At 49.5% G+C, this 19682-nt stretch carries 17 protein-coding genes; all 17 read right to left on the bottom strand.

The genetic code is table 11. The features are described from left to right. Positions 1-51 precede the first annotated feature (51 nt). The 17 genes from CSK29544_RS12360 to cpsB all read right to left on the bottom strand — a co-directional run bounded on the left by CSK29544_RS12360 (position 52) and on the right by cpsB (position 19681). Positions 52-996 (bottom strand): glycosyltransferase family 2 protein, encoded by a 945-nt coding sequence (locus tag CSK29544_RS12360; protein ID WP_042390991.1) that lies wholly within the window; start codon positions 994-996, stop codon positions 52-54. Then, positions 996-2258 (bottom strand): O-antigen translocase, encoded by a 1263-nt coding sequence (locus CSK29544_RS12355; RefSeq protein ID WP_029039279.1) that lies wholly within the window; start codon positions 2256-2258, stop codon positions 996-998. Before CSK29544_RS12355 ends, CSK29544_RS12360 begins: the two co-directional genes overlap by 1 nt. Next, complete coding sequence (locus CSK29544_RS12350) at positions 2255-3358, bottom strand: DegT/DnrJ/EryC1/StrS family aminotransferase (RefSeq protein ID WP_007902904.1); 1104 nt, start codon at positions 3356-3358, stop codon at positions 2255-2257. Before CSK29544_RS12350 ends, CSK29544_RS12355 begins: the two co-directional genes overlap by 4 nt. Then, positions 3355-4290, bottom strand: a complete 936-nt coding sequence (locus CSK29544_RS12345) for a GNAT family N-acetyltransferase (protein WP_029039280.1) — start codon at positions 4288-4290, stop codon at positions 3355-3357. Before CSK29544_RS12345 ends, CSK29544_RS12350 begins: the two co-directional genes overlap by 4 nt. Further along, a complete protein-coding gene (locus tag CSK29544_RS12340; protein WP_029039281.1) occupies positions 4291-4743 on the bottom strand; it encodes a GNAT family N-acetyltransferase in 453 nt (150 codons plus the stop codon). Continuing rightward, complete coding sequence (locus CSK29544_RS12335) at positions 4736-5137, bottom strand: sugar 3,4-ketoisomerase (protein ID WP_014728540.1); 402 nt, start codon at positions 5135-5137, stop codon at positions 4736-4738. The genes CSK29544_RS12340 and CSK29544_RS12335 overlap by 8 nt, the downstream gene beginning before the upstream one ends. A 1-nt stretch (position 5138) precedes the next feature. Then, positions 5139-6011 (bottom strand): glucose-1-phosphate thymidylyltransferase RfbA, encoded by an 873-nt coding sequence (gene rfbA, locus CSK29544_RS12330; RefSeq protein ID WP_012124334.1) that lies wholly within the window; start codon positions 6009-6011, stop codon positions 5139-5141. Beyond that, complete coding sequence (gene rfbB / locus CSK29544_RS12325; protein WP_029039282.1) at positions 6008-7087, bottom strand: dTDP-glucose 4,6-dehydratase; 1080 nt, start codon at positions 7085-7087, stop codon at positions 6008-6010. Before rfbB ends, rfbA begins: the two co-directional genes overlap by 4 nt. A gap of 390 nt (positions 7088-7477) precedes the next feature. Next, the gene (gene galF, locus CSK29544_RS12320) at positions 7478-8368 is read right to left on the bottom strand and encodes a UTP--glucose-1-phosphate uridylyltransferase GalF (RefSeq protein WP_007902916.1); all 891 of its coding nucleotides are present in this window, start codon (positions 8366-8368) and stop codon (positions 7478-7480) included. 229 nt (positions 8369-8597) lie between these two features. Then, complete coding sequence (locus CSK29544_RS12315) at positions 8598-9593, bottom strand: NAD-dependent epimerase/dehydratase family protein (protein ID WP_007902918.1); 996 nt, start codon at positions 9591-9593, stop codon at positions 8598-8600. Between the two features lie 215 nt (positions 9594-9808). After that, positions 9809-11224, bottom strand: a complete 1416-nt coding sequence (wcaM, locus tag CSK29544_RS12310; protein WP_007902920.1) for a colanic acid biosynthesis protein WcaM — start codon at positions 11222-11224, stop codon at positions 9809-9811. A gap of 11 nt (positions 11225-11235) precedes the next feature. Then, entirely contained in the window at positions 11236-12456 is a 1221-nt protein-coding gene (gene wcaL / locus CSK29544_RS12305) for a colanic acid biosynthesis glycosyltransferase WcaL (protein ID WP_007902922.1), read from the bottom strand. After that, a complete protein-coding gene (wcaK, locus tag CSK29544_RS12300; RefSeq protein WP_007902924.1) occupies positions 12453-13733 on the bottom strand; it encodes a colanic acid biosynthesis pyruvyl transferase WcaK in 1281 nt (426 codons plus the stop codon). The genes wcaL and wcaK overlap by 4 nt, the downstream gene beginning before the upstream one ends. Positions 13734-13812: 79 nt before the next feature. After that, positions 13813-15291 carry an MOP flippase family protein gene (locus tag CSK29544_RS12295; RefSeq protein WP_004386777.1) on the bottom strand — a complete coding sequence of 493 codons (1479 nt, stop codon included), beginning with the start codon at positions 15289-15291 and terminating at the stop codon, positions 13813-13815. A 12-nt stretch (positions 15292-15303) separates the two neighbouring features. Next, entirely contained in the window at positions 15304-16698 is a 1395-nt protein-coding gene (gene wcaJ / locus CSK29544_RS12290; RefSeq protein ID WP_004386776.1) for an undecaprenyl-phosphate glucose phosphotransferase, read from the bottom strand. Between the two features lie 114 nt (positions 16699-16812). Beyond that, complete coding sequence (gene cpsG / locus CSK29544_RS12285; RefSeq protein ID WP_007902926.1) at positions 16813-18183, bottom strand: colanic acid biosynthesis phosphomannomutase CpsG; 1371 nt, start codon at positions 18181-18183, stop codon at positions 16813-16815. 55 nt (positions 18184-18238) lie between these two features. Continuing rightward, positions 18239-19681 carry a mannose-1-phosphate guanyltransferase gene (cpsB, locus tag CSK29544_RS12280; RefSeq protein ID WP_012124326.1) on the bottom strand — a complete coding sequence of 481 codons (1443 nt, stop codon included), beginning with the start codon at positions 19679-19681 and terminating at the stop codon, positions 18239-18241. Between the last annotated feature and the right edge of the window lies 1 nt (position 19682).

The raw sequence follows: 19682 nt of genomic DNA, 5'->3' as shown, positions 1-19682 counted from the left end.
ATAAATAAAACATATTTACACCAATTTTTATAAAAGTAGATGCAATATAATTTAGATTGCATCTTTTTTAGTAAAGTTAATGATATGTCGCCTAATCTTCCGAACAATATAAACAGGTCTTAAGCTTAAATGTATGACATCCAGCGATCTCGACAAAAAGCTGACTTTATTCTTGGTTAACTTTGCAATTAACTTTTTTCCATATAATAATGTTAGAGCATCCAGTTTTAGCGCTTTATAATAAATACCTTCGATATCGTTAATTTTAAACATCTTGTCGATATTAATCAGATCGTTCAAAAAGTTATAGTTAACATAACGGTGAGAATGTTTCGATGCAGAATTTGCCACACGGTAGTACACAGTAATCGCTTTCAAAAAATACAGTTTGTAGCCCTTTTTAGTGAAGCGAAGCCATAATGGTAAGTCTTCAATCGTACTGAAACTTTCGTCAGCATAACCAACATCAATTAGAGCTGAACGACGTATAAATGATGCAGGTGCAATATTGAAGCTTTTAAATCTTAAATAATTATATTGTTGTTCAGCATCCAGGCTAAAAAAAGGCATATTATATGGCTCAGGAGTTATTTTTTTTATCCGTCCGAACCATTTCATCTGACTAAATACAATACTACACCCGGAATTATTCTGAATATATTCCATGTTTTTATCAATGCAATCAGGACTTAGAAGATCATCTGCGCCTATTGTTTTTATCCATTCAGATGTGCAGGATTGCCAGCCAATGTTACAATTTTTAGAAACGCCCTGATTGATAATATTTTTTTTGAAAACAACCTTTGAAAATTTTGATGCGTTTTTAGTAATCCAGTTTTCAACAACGATTGACGTGTCATCAGTAGAAGCATCATCTGATATGATAAGCTCTATATTAGCAGGCCCATAACTTTGATTTAAAATACTATCTAAAGTTTCTACTATAGTTTTCGCTGAGTTATAAGTAACAATTACTACTGAAACAACATCTTTCATTATTGCCTATCCTGGTTAATTATTCTTTTTAAATTACCATATACAAAGATAAAGTATAAAATGTAATTCAATAAGTATCCCCAATTTGCACCATTAACTCCCAGATGCGAAATCATAATCCAACTTATTAACACGAATGTTGTGGAAAAAAATATTTCAGAAAACACGAACCAGCGAGTAGCGCCTCTGGCTAACATCGGAAAAGCATATAGCCACGCCAGGATTTTGATGACGTCCCCCACAAGTTGAACGCTGAATAAGTCTCTCGCAGGTTGAAAATCGCTTGTAAAAAGTAAAAATATAGCGACATCGCGAAGCAAATAAACTAACAACGCTAAAATAATAACCACAGGAAGAATAACTCTTGCTGTTTTATTTATTTCCCACCGTATCTCAACACCACTCTTCAAGCTTGCAAGTTGAGGCAAATAATATGTACTCAATGCCATAGTAATAATGGCAAGATAAACTTCAGAGATTTTCCATACTGCTTGCCATTGTCCTGTCGCACTCCAACCCACTTCGGAAATTAATATATTTCTTATCAGAATCAATGCAATCGGAGTAGTGATGGCGGATGTAACTGCCATCACTACATAGCCTCCAATTTCTTTTCTATAAGACGAAGATGAGCGGCCAAGCCATAATTTAACTTTAAACCAAGGCTCCTTTATACAAGCAAAAAAAACGACTAGTCCGGCAATCGATGTATTAAGTGATGCAGCAACAAAAGCACCTTTAATATGATAAAAATAAATCATCATAACCATTAATACAGTCGATATGGTTACGGAAATAAACCCTAGCGAGACATATTTTTTATAGTGTTTCTGTCCGTTAATAACAGAAACAAACGCCGTATTTATTATTGACAATGGAAGAACTAAACAACCTAATAGTACAACCCAATAATAATCAATAGTATTGAATAGAAATTGAGAAATAGGTTTGCTAAATAATAATACGGTGCTCAGCACTAGCAAAAATATAGAAAATGCCCACTGTAAGGACGCCTGCCACCATCCTGAACATCTTTTATAACCTTCAGTATGCTTTTCAGCCGTATAGCGAACCACCCCATTCCCTACGGGTGCAGTCACAACACCATTAAGCCCAGCAATCACACTTTGTACCTGCCCAAGCATAGCCATTCCAGTAGGCCCCGTATATATAGCAACGACCTTAGCTATCGCAAAACCACTTAACATTTTGAAGAATGTCAGTAAGGCTGTAAAAGCAGTAACAGAGATGATTTTACTCATGCCTTATACTCATTCATGCACTGAATAACATAATCCACCTCGTACTGAGACATATTTGGATCCATTGGCAAAGAAAGTACTTCACGATGGATTTTTTCTGTAACAGGAAGATTAAGACTATTATATTCACTGTAAGCCTTCTGCTTATGAGGGGGAACAGGATAATGTATTAGCGTATCAATATTTTTCTTATGTAAGTATTCTTTCAATGCATCTCTTTGCGCACAGCGAACGACAAATAGATGCCAGACATGATTCACACTTTCATTTACAGTGGGAAGTATTATTTCTTTATTATTTATGCCTAAAAGATATTGGGAGGCAATTCTTCTGCGAGCATCTATTTCGCTATCTAAATGAGGTAATTTAACTCGAAGCATTGCAGCCTGAATTTCATCTAGTCGGCTATTGCATCCCTGATAAATATTTTCATATTTTTTGTGAGATCCATAATTCCTGAGTGCCACTAATGCTTCTTTTAGTTCATCGTTGTCAGTCGTGATGATCCCACCATCGCCTAAAGCACCTAAATTTTTACCGGGATAAAAACTAAAGGCTGATGCATGACCCCAGGCACCAGCTTTTTTATCTCCAAGCATTGCCCCATGCGCTTGCGCTGAATCTTCTAAAACCAATATTCCTTTTTTATTTGCGAATCTACAGATCTCATCCATTGGGTTGATGCATCCATAGAGATGTACAGGAATGATTAATTTTACATCCTGCGTATAACTTCTTTCGATTTGATCTAGCGTTAAATTAAAAGTGTAAGGATCTGGCTCTGTAAGAACAGGCGTTAAATTATTTTCGGTGATCGCTAATACTGAAGCTATATAGGTATTTGCAGGGACAATAACTTTGTCACCGTCCTTAAGTTTTCCTAATAGCTTCCATGCCTTTATAGTAAGGACTAATGCATCCAGTCCATTTGCAACCCCGATGGCATGTTTTGTACCACAATAGGTAGCAAATTCATTTTCAAAATTAGCTACCTGTTGGCCATTGATATACCAACCAGAATCGATCACGTTTTCCAATGCCTGCATCAATTCGGTTTTATATTTTTCGTTTATTTTTTTTAAATTTAAAAAGTTAATCATAATAACTCCATTTCATAAAAATCATGTACAACCGCTCTGGCGCCGAAACCTTCTTTTTGAGCGATTAATCCAGTATTGAGATATTGTCCTGCGTTTTCAGTTGATATACCAAAACTTAGATATTTTTTATCAGCATAAATGTCATTGATTAACGTAAATAATATATAATCTAGTGCGCCTATTTGCCGACCTTGCTGTGTATTGGCCATATATTGTGTATGAATAATATGTCCGTAATCGTAGACCAGAACCCCAGCGAGCCACTGCTCATCCTGCATGGCGGCATAGAGTTTAATATTATGCGGAAATGAGTTTTTTAATTGTTCAAGTTCTGTGATGCTATGTACAGGGCATGCACCAAATTTTGCCAGAACCTCTGAAAGTATTTGATGGAATTTTTTCAAGTCAGACGATTCACAGATCTCCACATTATTTTTTTGTGCTTTAACAATGGTATTCTTACGCGAATCTGAAAGCTTAGGTCTGTTAAAGAGATCAATTACGCTTGAAACGTCTCTGCGGATTAATTTTGCAGAATTTATGAATAATGCGTATAAATCTTCCTGGGCAGGATACTTTGTAAAAGGATGAGGTATAGCTTTATAAACAACCTTTTTAATACCTTTGTTTTTATAATGTTTATTTATAAGTTCAAATATTTCTAAAACATCCGCTGCATGTAATTCTGGCAGCATAATCAAACCGCCAAAAGTTAATCCTTGGTGGCTATAAATGGTGTCATTCACACGGTTAGCAGGGAAAAGTGCGACAGCTTTACTTTTTTTATATATCATTAAAGAACTATCTTCAAATCGCGCTTCATGATATTTAAAATAATCTATCTCAAAAAGGAAAAGGCCGTTTTTAGCATTTTCGACCACTTGATTCCAATCATTATATTTACTTTTTTCAAGTTCACATATCGAAAACATCTAAATTACCTTTTCCATAAAAATCACATTACTTTCAGATTTACTAATTATAAAACCAGATTTATGGTAAGCTTTGATAGCTCTGAGATTTAATTCACTAACTTTCAAGTATAGCTTTTTTATCCCACATTTATTGGCAATACATTCGATTTCTTCTATAACAATTTTGCCAATTCCTTTACCCCATAAATCCTTCTCGCCTATATAGCCCCAGTATTCTGCGATATCGTTTTTGATGTTTTTTAACCCGGCAACACCAATTTTTCTCGTCCCTAATTGAATACCAAATATCAAATAATCTTTTCTTTCCTTTAGGGAATGAAAAAATTGTAATTGCTGCTCACGAGTAAAATCACTGGTTAAAGTTAATTTTTTTATTTCCGGATCCTGCAGCCATATCCAGCTAAGATCTAAAAACTCACGGTCATAACTTGTTAAAGTTATTCTATCCATTGGTTACCATTTTTTTAAATAGTGAATAATCCCGAATATAGTCAGATTCATCATAATGACTATCAGCAAGTATAAGTAGAACGCAATCAGGAGAAAAATCTGACATTTCTCGCCACATAAAAGAATCAATGTAAAGACCTTGAGAAGGCGAATCCAGAACGATTTCTACTCGTTCTTTACCATCATCAAGTTTAAATCGACACGATCCTTTTATTGCAATAGCCACTTGCTTTAACCTTTGGTGCGCATGGAATCCGCGGCTTACGTTTTCTTTAGTATTAAATAAATAATAAACACGTTTTATTGCAAAAGGGATGTTCTTTTCATCTTCAAGCGATACCAAACTGCCTCGTTCATCACCATGCGTCTGAAGTGGAATTAGTTTAATATCCATATTATTCTCCTTTTTTTAATAGTTGTAGTAGGTAATGGCCATAGTCATTTTTACATAAACGTTGCCCAATATCTTCTAACTCAATATTACTCAGCCATCCATTTCGCCAGGCTATTTCCTCAGGACAAGCAACCATCATTCCCTGACGCTTCTGTACCGTCTCAACAAAACTTCCAGCTTCGATGAGACTATCGTGTGTTCCAGTATCAAGCCAGGCGAAACCACGCCCTAAGAGCTCTACACTAAGGCTCTGCTTATTTAAATAAACTTCATTGACTGAGGTAATTTCTAATTCACCTCGCTCGGAAGGGCGAATAGATTTAGCAATCTCCAAAACGTCATTATCATAAAAATAAAGGCCAGTGACCGCCCAGTTAGACTTAGGATTCTTTGGTTTTTCTTCGATAGAGATCGCTTTAAATTGCTCATCAAATTCAACAACACCAAAGCGCTCTGCGTCTTTTACCTGGTAAGCAAAAATCGTCGCACCACTTTTTTGAGCAGCCGCTGACTTGAGTTTAGGGCTAAAACCTTGCCCAAAGAAAATATTATCGCCAAGAACCAAACAAACCGAGTCGTTACCAACGAAATGACGACCTATTATAAAAGCCTGTGCAAGCCCATCGGGAGATGGTTGAACAGCATATTGAATATTGATCCCAAACTGGCTGCCATCTCCAAGTAAACGCTGGAAACTCGCGTTATCATCACTAGTAGTGATTATTAAAATATCCTTAATACCGGCCAGCATGAGGACTGATAGAGGATAATAAATCATAGGTTTATCGTATACAGGAAGTAACTGTTTAGAGATACCTATAGTAATTGGATAAAGACGTGTTCCGGACCCACCTGCCAGGATAATTCCTTTCATTTTTCACTCAACCCTAAATGCTTACATTGATAGGTTCGGTTCTTAATGCTGTTCACCCACTCTTCATTATTAAGATACCAGTGCACCGTTTTACGGATGCCAGACTCGAAGGTTTCCTGCGGTCGCCAGCCTAATTCCCGGCTGATTTTATCTGCATCAATGGCATAACGACGGTCGTGCCCTGGTCTGTCGGCAACATAGGTGATCTGTTCACGATAAGACGTCGCTTTAGGTTTAATCTCATCCAGCAGGTCACAAATAGTCAGTACGACATCAAGATTCTTTTTCTCGTTATGTCCGCCGATATTATAGGTTTCGCCGATCTGCCCCTGCGTGACTACGGTATAGAGCGCACGCGCATGGTCTTCAACATATAACCAGTCGCGAATTTGGTCGCCTTTGCCATATATCGGCAACGGTTTACCTTCCAGCGCGTTAAGGATAACCAGCGGAATCAATTTTTCGGGGAAGTGATACGGGCCATAGTTGTTAGAGCAGTTGGTTACCATCGTCGGCAAACCATAGGTGCGTAACCACGCGCGCACCAGATGATCGCTTGAGGCTTTTGAGGCGGAATACGGGCTGCTTGGCGCATAGGCAGTTGTTTCAGTAAAGAGCGGCAGCGCCGCGCTCTCATGCCATTCATCAGGATGTGGCAGGTCGCCATAAACCTCATCGGTAGAGATATGGTGAAAGCGGAAAGCTGCCTTGCGCTCCTCATCCAGTGATGACCAGTAAGCGCGCGCCGCTTCGAGAAGGGTATACGTGCCGACGATGTTCGTTTCGATGAAATCTGCCGGACCGCTGATTGAGCGATCAACATGACTTTCTGCAGCCAGGTGCATGACCGCGTCAGGCTGGTGCTCTTTAAATACACGATCGAGCGCAGCGCGGTCACAGATATCGACCTGCTCAAATGCATAGCGTTCACTGTTTGCCACAGAAGCAACAGATTCAGGATTGCCTGCGTAGGTAAGCTTATCAAGATTAACTACCCTGTCCTGGGTATGGTTAATAATATGGCGTACTACAGCGGAGCCAATAAATCCGGCACCGCCGGTCACTAATATCTTCACAGTGAGTTATCTCTTATATGTGGATATTTTGAGAGGAATGATAATTAACACATTGTCGCTGTGAGCATGACGTTATCGAGGTTTTAACGCTCTATATGGATAAATATTAAGCATTTTTTCGGCAGCCTGTTCAACAATGCTACCGCCCCTGGCTCAACAGCTACCAGTGCACTACTTTATACAAAACTTTTGAAATCAGCTAATTAGCTTTTTTGACGGGATAGTCGATCTCGGTAACTATTTCGGATTATGGCCCCGTCACAGCGCTTGCACCAAAAAACAAAACGGCAGCGAGTCCGTCGAGTATAAATGCTTATCAACCCGAATGCTCAACTGCCGTTTTATCAAAGGCTATCCTGCCTGTATAGCGTTCTGCAGAGAACGGCTGGCTTATGCCAGCAGTTTCTTAATGCTCTCGCGGAACTTCTGCCCTTCTTTCAGGTTACGCAGGCCGTAATTGACGAACGCTTTCATGTAACCCATTTTCTTACCGCAATCGTAGCTTTCGCCGGTCATCAGCATCGCTTCAACAGGCTGATTCTCGTTCAGACGAGCGATAGCATCGGTCAGCTGGATACGTCCCCAGGCGCCCGGTTCGGTTTTCGCAAGCTCTTCCCAGACATCGGCAGAGAGCACATAGCGCCCGACCGCCATCAGATCAGAATTCAGCGTCTGCGGCTGGTCCGGTTTCTCGATGAAATCAACGATACGGCTGATTTTGCCTTCAGTATCCAGCGGATCCTGAGTAGTTATCACTGAATATTCAGAGAGATCGCCTGCCATACGCTTCGCCAGCACCTGGCTGCGGCCATTTTCCTGGAACCGCGCAATCATAGCGGCCAGGTTATAACGCAGTGGGTCAGCAGAAGCGGCATCAATAATAACATCCGGCAGCACGACAACAAACGGGTTATCGCCGATAATCGGACGCGCACACAGAATAGAGTGACCAAGGCCCAGCGGCTGCGCCTGACGCACATTCATGATGGTCACGCCCGGCGGGCAGATAGACTGCACTTCCGCAAGAAGCTGGCGCTTCACACGCTGTTCAAGCAGCGCTTCGAGTTCGTAAGAGGTGTCGAAGTGGTTCTCAACCGCGTTCTTGGAGGAGTGGGTAACCAGCACAATTTCCTTGATCCCTGCCGCTACGATTTCGTCGACAATGTATTGAATCATCGGTTTGTCGACAATCGGCAGCATCTCCTTTGGAATCGCCTTGGTGGCAGGCAGCATATGCATGCCGAGCCCTGCGACGGGAATAACTGCTTTCAAATTAACCATCTCTTTCCACCTCTAAATGTTTGTTATCTTGAATTTGGTCAATCACAGCCGTGTGACCTAAATGCGTATTTCACGGCTGTCATTCTGTGATTTTCAGATACCTGATAACATAAGAACTGACTTAACTCTTAATTGGGCTCAGAGAATTCGGAAAACAGCCAAAACGATTTTCAGAGCGTCCCTTACACACAAATAAAATGCAGATTTTACGTTCGTCACTGAGCGCTTTTTACTCAGAAACAAACGTAATATCGTCCTGTTTCACAGCAACAAACTCATATTGTAATGTGCGATCGAGCCCTTCTGAGAGCGTGTAGGGCGCGATGAAACCTGACTGATGCACTTTAGTCGCGTCAAACTGGGTAGTTGCACAGAACTTTTTAACACGGACGGCACTGACAGCATACTTCTTACCAGTGATTTTGCTAAGGATATCAAAGCAATAACCACCTAACATACCGAGCGGATAAGGAAGATGTACTGAAGGGATCTTTTTATCGAGACTCTTCTCTACCTCTGCAACTAGCTGATTCATATTGAGATCAGGCTTATCGACATAATTGTAAACCTGATAGCCGGGCATGACATTTTTCAGTTTCCAGGTAATAAACTCAACGATATTCCCTACATAAGCCATTGATTTGTAATTATTACCTGCGCCAACCATAGCAAAGCGACCACTGGCTATCTGTTTGAGTAAATTATAGACGTTGCCACGGTTACGCTCGCCGAAAATGACGGTCGGACGAATTATCGTTAAAGAACGGGTATCCGGCGCGCGGTTAAACCATTCACGCAAGACTTCTTCAGCCTGCCATTTGCTTTTGCCGTAATGATTGAAAGGGTCAACCGGGTGGTTTTCATCCGGGTTCTTTTTATTGAGGCCATACACCGCTACAGAACTGGTGAAAATGATATTTTTGATGTTGTGCTTATCCATCGCGTCAAGCACGTTACGGGTGCCTTCAACATTAACGTCATAGTACAGCGAGGTAGGACTGACATCATCACGATGCTCTGCGGCCAGCAACACAACGGTCGAACACTCGCTAAGCTGCTTCTCCAGAGAAGCTTTATCACGCACATCACCTGCTACCGTGATATCGGGATAGAAGTGGCTGTTTTGCTTATCAAAATTCGTAATATCGAAGTCAGACAGTGCCCTTTCAATCAGTCTGGTGCCGACAAACCCAGACGCGCCGATAAAAATCACCTTCTCTTTCATAACCTGCCCGATGCGTTAGTGACTGCTTCAATAAAAAACTGAAAGCGCCATCCTCTTATCTCAGGAAGCGTCTTTCAGTTAATGAGATTCCCTTATTAATTTGAGGAAGTATAAGCTTTTGCAGCCGGATCGCCAGTATCAAATCGCGTGACTTTGCACAGAAAATACGCATCTGGCATCGTACGATCGGCACTTTATTATATTCGGCATGCGGTTTAGCGTGTCCTTTGCGGCAGCGCAAAATTCAGCATTTGCGTATTCACGTGCTGATGATCCACGCGGTCAATATCGACCGAACTCTGCCCTTTCTCGTTCACCGCCTGAATGTTGGCAAGCGACAGCAGCGTGTCGTCTTTGGCCATAAAACGGCCGCGCACGTCTTTGCGCAGATCAAATTGCATCTTCAGCGCGGGGCCGACGGACGACTCCTGCATCACTTTGACGTTACGCACAAACAGGTGTTGCGGCTTGTTATGCAGCTCAAGCGTCGCGCGCTTCATATCCACGTTCGTGATAGCGACAAACGAGGTCGCGTTACCGGATGAGATCTGAATCCCGCGCAGCTTATAAGGCAGGTTACGGTTATCCATATGGATATTGTTCAGCTTGAAGTTCTGCGGAATCGACAGGTAATTCCCTTTGATAACGCCGTAGCCGATCAGCATCCCGGCGCTGTTCACCATCGTCACGTCATCGATAAGAAAGTTATCGCAGCCATAAATCGCGACCGTCGCGTTATCGATGCCTGCGGTCTTACTGAAGTCTGGCGTGATGTTTTTCGCTTTCACATTACGAATGACGAAATGCTTGCCGTTCTCCACGTGCACCAGCTGGCGGCAGTTGCTGCCGGTGATATTCGCCACCACGAAGTTCTTCACCGCCTGGCTTTCCGGGTAGGCGTTATCGTAGGTGCTGCCCGCAAGGCCAATGCCGATACCCCAGTTGATTTTGCCGTTGGTGCAGTTGATCTGGTCAAGGACGTGGTCGGAGATGAGAAGCTCCGAATCATTAATCGCCACGTTCCATTCGATGGCATCGCCCTGGAGACGTTCAAAGCGTCCGTTAGTGATACGCACGTTGCGCAGTTCGTTATGAAAACCCTGGCGCAGAATGCCGTAGTTGGCGTCGTGGATGTAGATATCGTCGATCACGAGATCCTGCATCTTCTGCGGTTTTTTGCCGCCGATGTAAATCTGCATGACCGGGCCAAAACCGCTCATCTCGATGCCTTTAATCGCCACCTGCGAGCCGCGCACGTCGAGAATGATGTTATGCAGACGCCCTTTTTTCTCACCCACAATCTGGCAGCCGTCCTGCAAAATGAAACGGCCTTTGCCGTTGCCTTTGAGTGCGCCGAGCACCCGCAGGGTTTTCCCGGCTGGCATAAAGACCGGGCTGTTAATGTTGTCGCAGGTGAGGCTTTCGGGCACTTCCACGGTCTGCGCTTCACTAAAAGCAAGCTTGAACGCCTGCGGCCAGTTGTCCTTGTAGAAGTCAGCAACATTGACGGTCTTGCCGCCCGTGACGGCCTGGGCGGCGCGGCTGTGCAACAGCGGCATCAGCGCCGCAGCGGCGCTGGCCTGCACGAAAGTCCGGCGGGAAAGACGCCCGGACGACATGATTTTACGCATAAAACCTCGGGTTACAGGGTTTGCAGCAGGCCCGCGAGTTCGCGGTAGATGCGCTGCTGGTTAAACTCGGTTTCCACTTTTTCACGGGCGCGGGTCAGCATCGGGCGCAGCGTCTGCTCGTCGATTTCAGCGAAGGCCTGAAGCTTATCCGCCAGCGCGTGCGCGTCGTTTTCCGGCACCAGCCAGCCCGATTTTTCGGCATCAATAAGCTCCGGAATGCCGCTGTGCAGCGTGGAGATAACCGGAATGCCCACGGCCATCGCCTCCATCAGCGCCACCGGAATCCCTTCCATATCGCCATCGACGCCGGTGACGGAAGGCAGCAGGAACAGATCGGCTCCGTCGAGCATCGCTTTCACTTCATGACTCGGCTTAAAGCCCGGCATAAAGACGCAATCTTCCAGGCCATACTGCTCAATCAGCGTATGCAGGCGGCGCTCCCACGGCCCGGTGCCCAGAATGTTGTAACGAAAGTCCACGCCGCGGCCTTTCAGCAGGCGGCAGGCCTCGATCGCCACATGCAGCCCCTTTTTCTCGGTCAGGCGCGCTACGGAGATAATCTCCAGCGGCGTGCCTGGCTGCTTCAGCGGGCGCAGCGAGAATTTCTCCATGTCCACGCCCATGCGCGAGACGGCGATTTTCTCCTGCGGGCAGCCCATCGCTTTCAGGCGTTCGGCCCACAGTTCGCTAATCGGCAGCATCAAATCGCCGCGGCGGAAAAGCTGCTGGTACTCCGGCGTGTAGCGCGTCAGCACTTCACGGTGCGACACATCGATGCCATGGAACACGGTCGCGATTTTGCCGTCCAGCACGCCCAGCTCGCGAAGCTTGGCGGCGGTCACGCCCGCCGGGCCAAAGTGCGCGATAAACACATCCGCTTTCAGCGTGCCGGGCACGCGTCCGCAAATGGCCGAGAGGATCAGGTTGCGCGCCTCGTCGCCGTAGCGCGCCATGTTGAGCGCCCGCCAGGTGCGGGCGTTAAACAGCCCACGGGCGGTATGGCTGGCGCGATATTTAAGCTTCGCGGCTTTGCCTTCCGGCTCTTCCAGCAGAAAACGGGTTTTCTGCGCCAGGTTGTATTCGGTGTACGCGGCATGGGTGTTCTTCAGATCGCCCTTCTGCAGCGAGACGATCTCCACCTCATACCCCATGTTGATAAAGCCGACGATCTGGTTCAGGACGAACGTTTCGGAAGCGACCGGGAATTTCAGCAGAAAGAAGCTGACTTTCATCGGGCTCCTCCCGCGCGCATCAGTACGGATTTCACCATCTGATGGCCTTTTTCGCGCTCGGCGGCGACCGCCGTGGCGAGGCGTTCGTTAATCGCCGGCAGCTGGCCGAGCGTGTCGCCCACCATCGCCTGCAACGAGCCGTCCAGCAGGTGGCGGATCTCAATCGCCATCTCCGGCATGCCGAGCTGCTGCATGATGCCTGCCGATTTGTGTTCGTAGTTAATGGCAATCGCCGGCGTCCCGAAGTTCATCGAGATAATCGCCGAGTGCAAACGGGTGCCGACGGTCAGTTCGCATGCGCCGAGAATTTTGCCCATTTCGAGATCGTTCAGTTCATCCATCACCACGTGGAAGCGCGACGGATCTTTCACTAGCTTGCTGAGATTCAGCGCCACCATACGGTCATCTTTGTTGTAGCTGTCGATACCGGTACAAGTAGAGAGCGCCAGCACCTGATAGCCTTCGTCGATAATGCGGTTCACCACATTGGCGAAAGCCTGTTCGTAGGCCTGTTGGGTGGTGCCGAGACGTTTGTCGAACGGCGCCAGCTCGCGTAGCGTAATCGCCACGGTCTTGTCGCGCGCCGCCACGTCCAGCCAGTGCTGCACCGCGTAGCTCGCGACGAAATCGTCATTGTGATGCTCAACCAGCCAGGCGGTATCGACGCCCAGTTCCACTTTCGAGGTGTCAATCTGACCTTTTTTCATCAGATCCAGGCTCACGGTTTCGCGGAGGATCAGCGCGTCGCAATGGCCGAACACATAATTGGCGAGCTGATTAAACTGCGGCTCCTGGAACGGGCCGACGCTGTGGCCCACCATAAACAGCGGTTTTTTCGCCATAAAGGCGCACAGCGCGTGTTCAAACTGCGGGGTGCCGTAGAGATCGACGAAGAACGAACCGCCAACCTGGATAATCGCGTCGTAACCGCTAAGCAGGCCGACAAAATCGGTAAAGCCCTGCGGCAGAGAGATATTGCGCAGCTTGCCGTTGCCGGTCACTTTGGCGAGCAACACCTGGTGCTGGTAGCGGCGGCGCAGCACTTTCTTCACGCGGCCCATCACGCCCGCCGCGTTGTTAAACTGCTTCATCTGTTTGTAGAGCGGGTCAGGCATGACCTCTCTGTCCAGCAGCCAGGCGGAGCTCACCGGGTAGCGGCTCATCACGTCCACTTCCGCTGAAGGGTCCTGCAGCGCTATCGCATCGATAAGACCGCGCAGGATGGCGCTGTCGCCACGGTTTCCGCAGGTGTGGTTGCCAAGAATGAGTAACTTCATGTTGACCTCTGAAATATACGCTCTCGCTACCCGCTGCACGCTGTCAGCGGGGCTCGCGCATCAATAATTTTTAACGGGATCAGCCTGCACGGAGCAGCATTTTCATTTTATCGTTGCGGCAAAACTGGCGTTTCAGCTCTACCACCAGCGCATTGCGCGACAGCACAATCGTCACGGCGAAGGCCAGTACGCCCGCGGCAATCTGCACCGCCAGCAGCGGCGCAAGCGCCAGATGGCCTTTCAACGCCACGCCAAGCGCGTAGCTGACCACAAGCGTAGGCAGCGAGAGCCAGAATGGCAGCAGAATGCTCTGGATATACTCGCGGTAGCTGGAGCCCAGCACTGGTTTAATCATGATGAAATAGCTCAGCACGGTGTTGATAATCTGCACCAGCAGGAAGCCGAGCGTCACGCCGAGCGCGCCACCAAGATGCCCGCCCGCGACAATCGCCGGAATAAACAGGAAGGTTTTAAACACGTTGAATTTAAAGCTGATATCCACGCGCGCTTTCGCCATCAGCAGCGAGCCAATCGGGTTGCCGATAGAGCGCAGGAGACCAACAACGCACAGCAGTTGCAGAATCGGCACAATGCTTACCCACTTCTCGCCAAACACCAGCGGCACGAAGTTGTTCGATACCACCATCAGGCCGAGCAGCGCCGGGAAGTTAATGATCCCGACCACCGAGAGCAGCTTGTAGAAATTCACACGCAGCTTATCGATGTCATCCTGGATTTTGGCGAACGCCGGGAACAGCACGCGGGTGATAATCGGGTTGAGCTTCATCGGCGGCACCACCGCCACGTTGTACGCGAGGTTATAGCCGCCCGCGACCGCCGCGCCGAGGATGCGCGCCAGCACCAGCGTCGAGAGATTGGTGTTGACGTAGTTCACCAGGCTGTCAGCCGTCAGCCACGCGCCAAACTTCAGGTTCGAGGAGACTGACGAGAGCGAGAAATGCAGGCCAGGACGGTAAATCTTACGCCCGAAGAACCCGAACAGCGCGGTGCGCACCGCCGTGTTAACCAGATAACCGAGGATCGCGGTCATCGCCACCGGCCAGTACTGGGCGGATACCACCGTAAAGGTGAAGCCCGCCAGCACCGAGAAAGTTTCGATGGCGCCAATCTTGTTAAACTCCAGCTCCTTTTGCATCAGCGCGCGGAACTGCTGGCCGTGCGGGATAACCACGAAGGCGAACGCCAGCGTTCTGATAAGCGGTGCCAGATCCGGGTTGTGCAGCACGCCCGCGATAAGATCGCTTAACAGAAACACCACGGCGCAGACCACAATCCCCAGCCCCACGTTCAGCCAGTAGAGCGTGGTGAGCTCCAGGTTGCTGATGGATTTGCGCTGAATAATCGAGTTCGCAATCCCGAAATCGGAAAGCGTATCGGCCAGCGCGATAATCACCAGGCTAATGGTCAGCAGGCCGAACTGATGGCCATCCATCAGCCGCGCCAGGATGGTCATCTGCACCAGCCCAAGGCTGATGATAATCACCGTCGAAATGGCGGACCACTTGGCACCGCTAATGGTTTTGTCGCGAAGGCTCATGACCCACTACCCTTAATAAGCCGCTTTGTTAACAAAGCCTTTGAACACGGTCAGGAAAACGATTTTGATATCGAGCCATACGCTCCATTCGCGGATGTACTCCAGATCGAACTCGATGCGTTTTTCCATCTTCTCCAGGGTATCGGTCTCGCCGCGCCAGCCGTTGATCTGCGCCCAGCCGGTAATGCCCGGTTTCACTTTATGGCGCAGCATGTAGCCCTGAATCAGCGCGCGATACTGCTCGTTATGCGCCACCGCGTGCGGACGTGGGCCGACAATCGACATCTCGCCGGTCAGCACGTTGATAAACTGCGGCAGTTCATCAAGCGAAGTGCGGCGCAGGAAGTTGCCCACTTTGGTGACGCGCGGGTCGTTCTGGGTCGCCTGCTTCACCACTTTGTCGTTTTCCATCACGCGCATGGAGCGGAATTTCCACACCATAATCGGCTTGCCGTCCATACCGTAGCGGGTCTGGCGGAAGATAATCGGGCCCGGCGAGCTGAGCTTCACGGCAACCGCGATACAGCACAGCACCGGCGAAATCAGCAGCAGGATCAGAGACGCCAGCACGATATCTTCCAGGCGTTTCAGCACGCGGTTGATGCCGGAGAGCGGCGTGTCATACAGCGGCACTACCGGCACGCCGTTCACATCGTCAAGACGCGAGTGCAGGATGTTGAACGTGAACACATCCGGGATCAGCATCACTGAGCAGGTGGTGTCAGAAAGCTCGCGCACGAGTTTCTTCATCTGCGCCTCTTCGCTCATGGACATCGCGATATAGACGTTATGGATTTTGCCCGTGCGGGCGTCTTCCACCAGCTGCTCAAGGTTACCTGCCCAGCCGGTCGGTACGCCGCCCGGTTCCGGATCGTGGTAAATGCCGACGACCTCAAACCCAAGCCAGGGCTCATTGCGAAAGCTGTCGGCGAGCTGCTGGCCTACCGGCTGCGCGCCCGCAATCGCCACGCGACGGGTGTTGTAACCGCGATTACGCAGCCAGCCCGCGCCGAAGCGAATCGCCGAACGGCACATCACCATACCTGCGCCGGTCAGAAGGTACCAGGCCAGATAAACACGGAACGGGCTTTCGAAATCGGGGTTAAAGGCCATCAGACCGGCGCTGAACACCAGGCTCATGGTCCAGTTCTGCAACAGCAGCAGCAGTTCGGTGGAGATTTTTACGCCGCGCCAGGAGCGGTAAAAATCGGTGATCCCGCCAATCATCTGGAACACAACGAGGGTGGTCAGGGCCATCAGCAGATGCATGTAGAAAAACGGCAGCTCATTGATCCTGCACACCACCCACAGTCCGACGAACATAATGGTTATGTCGGAGAATCGTTGCACCAGAGAGATTAACGATGCATTCGTTTTGGCTCGTTCGCGCTTTTTTAGATTTGTCATCGTCGTACCTTCAGGCGCCGTAAGGCGCAGTTAAGCGGCTGCCCTGCCCGGCAGGCCGAAGCCTGCGGGGCGTAAGCGTCGCGGTGTGCGGCGACGCCGGGCGGCCGCGCCGTTTTACTGATTCAGCAGCGCAAGGATTTCCTGGGTTTTCGCCTGCATCAGCTCCGTATCCGCGCGCGACTCCACATTCAGGCGCACCACCGGCTCGGTGTTGGACGAGCGCAGGTTAAAGCGCCACTCGCCGAAATCCATGCTGATACCGTCGGTGCGGTCGATCCCTTTCGCCTGCGGCGCGAAATGGTCTTCCACACGTTTAATGGCAACCGCCGGCTGCGCCAGTTTGCTGTTGATTTCGCCGCTCGCCGGGAACGCCGCCATGCGGTCGCGCACCAGCTCGCCAAGCGACTGACCTTTCAGGCACAGCAGTTCGGTCACCAGCAGCCACGGGATCATGCCGCTGTCGCAGTAGGCGAAATCGCGGAAGTAGTGATGCGCGCTCATTTCGCCGCCGTAAATGGCGTCTTCCTGGCGCATACGCTCTTTGATAAACGCATGACCGGTTTTCGACATCACCGGCGTGCCGCCCGCACCCTCGACCACGTCCACGGTGTTCCAGGACAGACGCGGATCGTGAATGATTTTCGCGCCGGGGTGCTTTTCGAGGAACGCTTCGGCCAGCAGACCGACAATGTAGTAGCCCTCGATAAACTGCCCAGTTTCATCGAACAGGAAGCAGCGGTCGAAATCGCCGTCAAACGCGATACCCATATCCGCGCCATGTTCGATAACCGCGTTGCGGGTGTCGTCGCGGCACTCCGGCAGCAGCGGGTTAGGAATACCGTTCGGGAAGTTGCCGTCCGGGTTGTTGTGAACCTTGATGAACTGCACTGGAACGTTCAGCGCTTTGAAGCGCGCTTCGATGGCGTCCACCACCGGGCCGGCTGCGCCGTTACCGGAGTTAATAACCAGCTTCAGCGGCGTGAGGTTTTTCACGTCGATGTAACCAAGCAGGTGATCGATATAGGCGTCACGCAGGTCGATTTTTTTGTAGCTGCCGCGGGCGGATTCATTCACCGGCGGGAAGTCGTTCGCTTCGGCAAGACGCTGCACGTCGCGCAGGCCGGTATCGCCGCTAATCGGGCACGCGCCTTCGCGAACCAGCTTCATGCCGTTGTAGTCCATCGGGTTGTGGCTCGCGGTCACTTCGATGCCGCCGTCCACGCCCAGGTGGAACGTCGCGAAGTAAATCTCCTCGGTGCCGGACAGGCCGATATCCAGCACGTCGACGCCCGCGTCCTGCAGGCCTTTCGCCAGCGCCAGCTTCAGCGCTTCGCTGGTCAGACGCACATCGCCGCCGAGCACGATGGTTTTCGGTTTCAGGAACTCGCCATACGCGCGGCCGATGCGCCACGCGATATCTTCATTTAACTCTTCGCCCAGACGCCCACGAATGTCGTAGGCTTTAAAACAGGTTAACTTTTCCATTTGTTATCTCTTGGGTTCTCTTTTTTGTCGGAAAAATGCGCAGGATGCCTGCGCCTCACACCCGGCCGTAACGGTCGGCGAAGCGGATCACATCGTCCTCTTCCAGATAAGTGCCGGAGCGCACTTCAATCAGGTCGAGCGGGATCTTGCCGGGGTTTTCCAGGCAGTGCGTGGCACCGAGCGGGATGTAAACCGATTCGTTTTCCCCCACCAGTTTCACCTCGTCGTTAATGGTCACCTTCGCGGTGCCCGCCACCACAATCCAGTGCTCGGCGCGGTGATGGTGCATCTGCAACGACAGCCCTTCGCCCGGCTTCACGGTGATGCGTTTCACCTGGTAGCGCTCGCCCTGATCGATGGAGTCATATTTGCCCCACGGGCGGTAAACTTCGCGATGGATGTGATGTTCATGGCGGCCGTCGGCTTTGATTTTCTCGACCACTTTTTTCACGTCCTGGACGTGGTTACGGTCGGCAATCAGCACGGCGTCTTTGGTCTGTACCACCACAAGGTCTTTCACGCCGACAGTGGTCACAAGACCAGACTCGGCATAGACGTAGCTATTTTCGGTGTTGTGCGAAATCACGTCGCCGTGATGCACGTTGCCTTCCGGCGAATGGTTGGAAATTTCCCACAGCGACGACCAGGAGCCCACATCGCTCCAGCCTGCGTCCATCGGCACTACCACTGCGTCGGCGGTTTTTTCCATCACCGCGTAGTCGATAGACTCTTCCGGGCAGGCCAGGAACGCTTCTTCATCAACGCGGATAAAATCGAGATCCGGGTCAACGGTGCTCATGGCTTTCTCGCAGGCGTCCAGGATATCCGGGCGGAATTTCGCGAGTTCTTCCAGGTAACGACCGGCGCGGAACAGGAACATGCCGCTGTTCCAGTAGTATTCGCCGCTGTTGACGTAGGACTGCGCGGTCTCCAGATCCGGTTTTTCGACGAACTGGGCGACGCTGAAGGCAACGGCGTCCACCGCCACGTCCGGGTTAGAGACTTCGCCACGGCGAATGTAGCCATAGCCGGTTTCCGGCAGGTTCGGCACGATGCCGAAGGTGACCAGCTTGCCGCTTTCGGCAAACGGCATCGCGGCGCGCACGGCGTTGCGAAACGCGTCTTCGTCCTGAATGACATGGTCAGCGGCCAGCACCAGCATCAGCGGATCGGTGTCCGGGCTGTTGCGTTTCGCCGCGAGCGCCGCCAGCGCGATAGCCGGCGCGGTGTTGCGCCCGGCAGGCTCCAGAATGATGTTTTCGGTCAGCTTGTTGAGCTGGCGCAGTTGCTCGGCGACGATAAAGCGATGCTGTTCGTTACAGATAACCACCGGGCTTTCGCACTGCACGCCGTTTAAGCGGCAGACGGTGGTCTGAAGCATTGTCAGATCCCCTTTCAGGCAGAGGAACTGTTTTGGGTAAAGCACGCGGGAAAGCGGCCACAGACGGCTGCCGGAGCCGCCTGCCATAATTACCGGAAAGAGTTTTGACTGACTCATG

This window comes from Cronobacter sakazakii, from assembly GCF_000982825.1.
Taxonomy (GTDB): Bacteria; Pseudomonadota; Gammaproteobacteria; order Enterobacterales; family Enterobacteriaceae; genus Cronobacter; species Cronobacter sakazakii.
The sequence above is the reverse complement of the archived record's forward strand: the minus strand, read 5'-3'. Positions and strand labels throughout refer to the sequence as shown.